Annotated in this window: 7 protein-coding genes; 3 read left to right on the top strand and 4 right to left on the bottom strand. The window is 70.0% G+C overall.

Features of this window, described 5'->3' with window-relative positions; genetic code table 11:
• From VFF46_RS26275 to VFF46_RS26290, 4 genes are all read right to left on the bottom strand, one after another.
• Nucleotides 1-212: hypothetical protein (locus VFF46_RS26275; protein WP_325039889.1), on the bottom strand; the 212-nt coding region annotated here is incomplete at its 3' end.
• 11 nt (nt 213-223) lie between these two features.
• Entirely contained in the window at nt 224-733 is a 510-nt protein-coding gene (locus VFF46_RS26280; RefSeq protein ID WP_325039890.1) for a SigE family RNA polymerase sigma factor, read from the bottom strand.
• A 70-nt stretch (nt 734-803) separates the two neighbouring features.
• The gene (locus VFF46_RS26285; protein ID WP_325039891.1) at nt 804-1580 is read right to left on the bottom strand and encodes a GNAT family N-acetyltransferase; all 777 of its coding nucleotides are present in this window, start codon (nt 1578-1580) and stop codon (nt 804-806) included.
• Between the two features lie 56 nt (nt 1581-1636).
• Complete coding sequence (locus VFF46_RS26290) at nt 1637-2044, bottom strand: helix-turn-helix transcriptional regulator (protein WP_325039892.1); 408 nt, start codon at nt 2042-2044, stop codon at nt 1637-1639.
• Nucleotides 2045-2106: 62 nt separating this feature from the next.
• Between VFF46_RS26290 and VFF46_RS26295 the strand changes: the two genes are divergently transcribed.
• From VFF46_RS26295 to VFF46_RS26305, 3 genes are all read left to right on the top strand, one after another.
• Nucleotides 2107-3288 carry an MFS transporter gene (locus VFF46_RS26295; RefSeq protein WP_325039893.1) on the top strand — a complete coding sequence of 394 codons (1182 nt, stop codon included), beginning with the start codon at nt 2107-2109 and terminating at the stop codon, nt 3286-3288.
• Between the two features lie 323 nt (nt 3289-3611).
• Nucleotides 3612-3794: a hypothetical protein gene (locus VFF46_RS26300; RefSeq protein ID WP_325039894.1), complete on the top strand. Its 183-nt coding sequence runs from the start codon at nt 3612-3614 to the stop codon at nt 3792-3794.
• The gene (locus tag VFF46_RS26305; RefSeq protein ID WP_325039895.1) at nt 3791-4126 is read left to right on the top strand and encodes a hypothetical protein; all 336 of its coding nucleotides are present in this window, start codon (nt 3791-3793) and stop codon (nt 4124-4126) included. The genes VFF46_RS26300 and VFF46_RS26305 overlap by 4 nt, the downstream gene beginning before the upstream one ends.
• The last annotated feature ends 242 nt before the right edge of the window (nt 4127-4368 follow it).

Genomic DNA, 4368 nt, shown 5'->3' on the forward strand with positions numbered 1-4368 from the left:
ACCGCCGGCTGGTTGGAGGTCGTCGTACCGGGGTGCGGCAGCAGGCTTGCCGCGACGGCGACCGCCGCGACGCCCGCGATGCCGCCGCCGGCCGACAGCAACCGCCGCCGGCGGCGACTGCGCTTGCCGCGTTCCAAGAGGTCGTGCCCGTCGATCGGGCCCAGCGGGTCGGTGTTCGCCAACCGCCGGAGTTCGGCGCCGATGTCGTCCATCTCGTTCTCCTTCACCGGACCCGGCCGATCTGCCGGTTCCGATCGATGGCGTTCCGGAGAGTTTCGAGGCCGCGGGCGGACTGGCTGCGCACGGTGCCTTCCGAGCACCCGAGGATCGCGGCGGTCTGCTCGACCGACAGGTCCTCGTAGTACCGGAGCACGACGCAGGCGCGTTGCCGCGGCGCGAGCGTGCCGAGCACGGTCAGCAGCTCGTCGCGGGCGGCCTGCTCGTCGGCGTGGTCACCCGGCCGGACCTGGCCGGTCGACAGGTCAGCGGTCGGCACTTCCCGGCGCCAGGAGCGCCGGCCGCTGTCCAGGGCCGTGTTGACGACGATCCGCCGGGCGTACGCCAGGGGGTTGCCCTGCCGATCGACCTTCGCCCAGGACCGGTACAGCTTGACCAGCGATTCCTGTACGACGTCGTCCGCGCGGTGCCAGTCCCCGCAGACCAGGAACGCGGTACGACGTAACGCCCCACTCGCCGTTGAGACGAACTCGACGTACTCCTGATCCCGATCCACCGTTGCCCTCCCACTCTCCGCTGTCCCCCTCGATACGAGCCGGGGAGGCCGCGGTGTTGCATCGGGCGGGTCAGCGGAGGTCGGCGAGGTGCCCGCCCGGGTCGCCGAGGTGGACGGCGGTTGCCTTGGGCGCATAGCCGAGGCGGCGGTACACACGGTCCGCGCCGTCGTCGCCCGGGGTGAGCCAGGCGAGCGTCGCGCCGCCGAGCTCGAAGGCCTTCGTGGTCGCGTACGCCGTCGCGATGCCGCCGTAGCCGCGCCGACGGTGGCTGTGGATCGTGCCGACGCCCGCGACCTCGGTCACCGCATCCGCGACCGCGGTCCACGCGGCCGTCGCCACCGGTACGTCGTCGACGTACACCAGCACCGCGCCACCGTCGGCCGGATCGGGCTTGAACGCGAACCCGGACCCGGGCATCTCGTACGCCTCCGAGGACACCGCGTCCGCGATCTTCTGGTCTTCCTCGGACGCGACGACCCGTACGGTGACGCCGTCTGGCAGCTCCGGGACGATCAGGTCGGCCGGCTCGGCGACGAGCAGCGGGAGCCGGGACACGATCGTCATCCCGTTCGCCTCGAGCGCCTCGGCCAGGCCCGGGTTCGCCTCGTCGACCAGCTCCGCGCTCAGCCACCGGTCCTCGGCGGCGAACGCCTGGCGGATCGTCTCGAGCGCCCACGGGAGGTCATCCGCACCGAACGGCTCCCCCGGCTCCGCGGCGACCATCCCCGACAGGTACCAGTCGTCCCGGTCGTGCAGCATCCCCGCCAAAGGACCCGCCACGATCTGCCGCCGCGACCGCGCCAGCCCGTCCACCTGCGCCCGCGCGATCCGCGTCCCGATCTCCATGCCGCGGACCCTACGCGACCGCCCCGGTGCCGTCAGCCGAGTTCCCGTCGGCGGGGTCAGTCGGCGAGTTGGAGGAGGTCCAGGAGGCGGTTCAGGTCCGTGCCGGTGGGTGGGCGGCCCAGGACGGACTGGAGGGCGTCGAGGGTGGTGATCAGGTCGCGGCGGACGGTGGCGCGGGAGCGGCCGGTGGCCAAGGTGGCGAGGACCTTGTCGGCCCGTTCGGAGGCGGCGAGGAGGTCTGTGGCGACGGATGAGGGTGATGGTGGCTCCTCGTCGTCGATGCGTACTTCCAGGTGGGCGCCGAGGGCCGTGGCCAGGCGGTCCAGCGCGGCGAGGGTGGGATTGCCGCGGCCGTTTTCCAGGTTCGCGATGTACGGGACCGACAGGCCGGCGTCGACGGCCACCGACGCGATGGTCCGGCCGGCGGCCTTCCGGCGATCCCGCAGTACGTCGCCAAGCTCCATGCGCCCTATTCTCACAAAACAGTCTTGCCGATGTCTATCCCCTCAAGATAGATTCACCAGCCGTGAGGAACCGAGACTTCCGACGGCTCTGGCTCAGCGGAGCAGTGTCCGGCATCGGATCGTGGCTACTGGTGGTCGCGATCCCGGTGTACGTCTTCACGCTCACCGGCTCCACGGTCGCCACCGGACTGACGCTGGCCCTCGAGGCACTGCCCGCGCTGCTCATCGGCCCGTGGGCCGGCGTACTGCTGGACCGCTGGGACCTCGCCCGGGCAATGTGGATCGCCGACCTGGTCAGCGCGGCAACCGTCGCGCTGATCCTCTTCGCCGACCGCGACCACCTCTGGCTGATCTACCTCGCGATCCTGCTCGAGAACACCGCGACCACCGTGTTCCGGCCGGCCGCCCGCGCACTCCTACCGGCAGTCGTCGGCACGGGCGATGAACTGGCCGCGGCCAATGCGCTGAACGCCGTCACCGGCAGCGTGCTCCGGCTCGTCGCGCCGCCGCTCGGCGCCCTGCTCCTGGCCGGCCCCGGGATCGAATTCGTCCTGGCCGTCGACATCGTCAGCTACCTGTTGTCGGCGGCCACGATCGCCACGGTCCGTACCCGTCGACACGCGACCACCGGCGTACCGCCACGTCCGCTCGAAGGGCTCCGCGCCGCCGTCGAGCACCGAGCGCTCCGCGGCGTCCTGATCGGCCAGACCGTCTTCCTGAGCGCGAACGCCGGCCTCACCGCCCTGCTGGTCCCGTTCGTCGTCGACCAACTGCAGGCTCCCGGGTACGTCGTCGGCTACCTGATCTCCGGCCTCGGCGCCGGGTACCTCGTCGGCGCCGCGCTCAGCACCCGCGCCGCCCGGCTCCTGGGTACGCGCGAACTCCTCACGATCACCCAGCTCGCCAGCGCCGCGGCGTACTTCGCGCTCTTCAACGCCCCGAACGTCCCGATCGCCGTCGCGGCCGCGGTACTGATCGGCTTCCCCGGCAGCATCCTGCTGATCACAGCGGGCACCACGATCCAGCGAGCGGCCCGGCCGGAGGTGATGGCGAGCGTCGGCGCGATCTTCTTCGCGGCGGACTCGCTGGCGCTCCTGCTCGGCGGTCTGGCGGCCCCGGCGATCACTCTCGCGATAGGTCTCCCGAACACGCTCAACCTGCTGGCAGCCCTGGCCGTCGGCGCGGCGGGGCTCACCTTGATCGTCGTACCGGCCCACCCGGCGGCCTTCACGAGGCGGCGATAACCGGCTAGGAATTCCGGTGCGTGAGCGAGTGCGTGCAAAGGGTTAGCAGGACGTCATAGATTTTTGCGCCGGTCGAATAGCCGGTGCGTCGCCGAATCGTTATTGGCAAATAGCTGCAAACATTCTTGACAGCGTTTCCCGAGGGGTTCGTGACGCTCCGGAGACGGCGTTGACCTGCAGGTTCGAAGGTTTCCCTACTCTGCGTCAAGGCTCTGTAAAGGTCCCTACCGAAGTGTTCCGAAGGGCCACCAGGTTTGGTGTTCTTTATCTCAACGCCGGACAAAGCCGTCCGGGGTGAGACCGAGACTGCCGAAGGAACCGCGATGACCGAGACGCTCGAAGCCCCCGCAACGCACCGTCGGGTGCGGGTCTGGTTCGGCGCGCACCCGGTTGCGGACCACACCGCGAGTGCGGAGCAGGCAGCACAGTACGAGGAAGCCATGCGGCGCCGCTTCGCCTCCCTCCGGGTGACGAGCGAGCCGGTGGCGGTGGACGCCGAGCGATGACCACCCGGCCGACGCTGCTCGGGTACGTACGGGCCGACGCGCTGAGCTGCGCGGAGGAGCTGGCCGCGGCGACGGATTCGCTCGTCGCGTTCGCCAGCGCCGAGGGGTTCACCCTCGGTACCGTCTACACCGAGCGCGACGCGGCCGAGTCCGCAGCCTTCCACGCACTGCTCGACGAGGTGAAACGCTCGGACGTCCGGGCGGTCGTCGTACCGACGATGAGCCACCTCGGCCTCGGGAACCCCGGTGGTAGCCCGGATGCTTTGCAGCAACATCTCGCGTTTCACCAGGCGCATGTTTGGGCGGCCGACTCGCGAGTGACAACTCCATAGACAAGCGGAGCTGACGTCTTGACCCCTGCATCGGCGTCGGTTCCGCTCTCCACCTCCACAGCTGCACCGGGGATGCCCGGGCGGTAGTGGACCACCAAGGCCCCACCGGCTGCTACCGGTGGGGCCTTGTCGTTGGGTCAGGCTACGATCTTGTAGCCGTAGCGTTTCATTTCATTGGCTACTGCGGGGTTGAAGATGCCGGTGACCTCGAGCTTGAAGTGGAGCTGCACCTTGCGGATCAC

It is taken from the genome of Kribbella sp., from assembly GCF_035655035.1.
GTDB lineage: Bacteria > Actinomycetota > Actinomycetes > Propionibacteriales > Kribbellaceae > Kribbella.

Excerpts from the sequence above, each read along its gene's own strand:
- VFF46_RS26285 (WP_325039891.1), bottom strand. The coding sequence starts at position 1,580 with ATGGAGATCGGGACGCGGATCGCGCGGGCGCAGGTGGACGGGCTGGCG.
- VFF46_RS26305 (WP_325039895.1), top strand. The coding sequence starts at position 3,791 with ATGACCACCCGGCCGACGCTGCTCGGGTACGTACGGGCCGACGCGCTG.
- VFF46_RS26300 (WP_325039894.1), top strand. The coding sequence starts at position 3,612 with ATGACCGAGACGCTCGAAGCCCCCGCAACGCACCGTCGGGTGCGGGTC.
- VFF46_RS26290 (WP_325039892.1), bottom strand. The coding sequence starts at position 2,044 with ATGGAGCTTGGCGACGTACTGCGGGATCGCCGGAAGGCCGCCGGCCGG.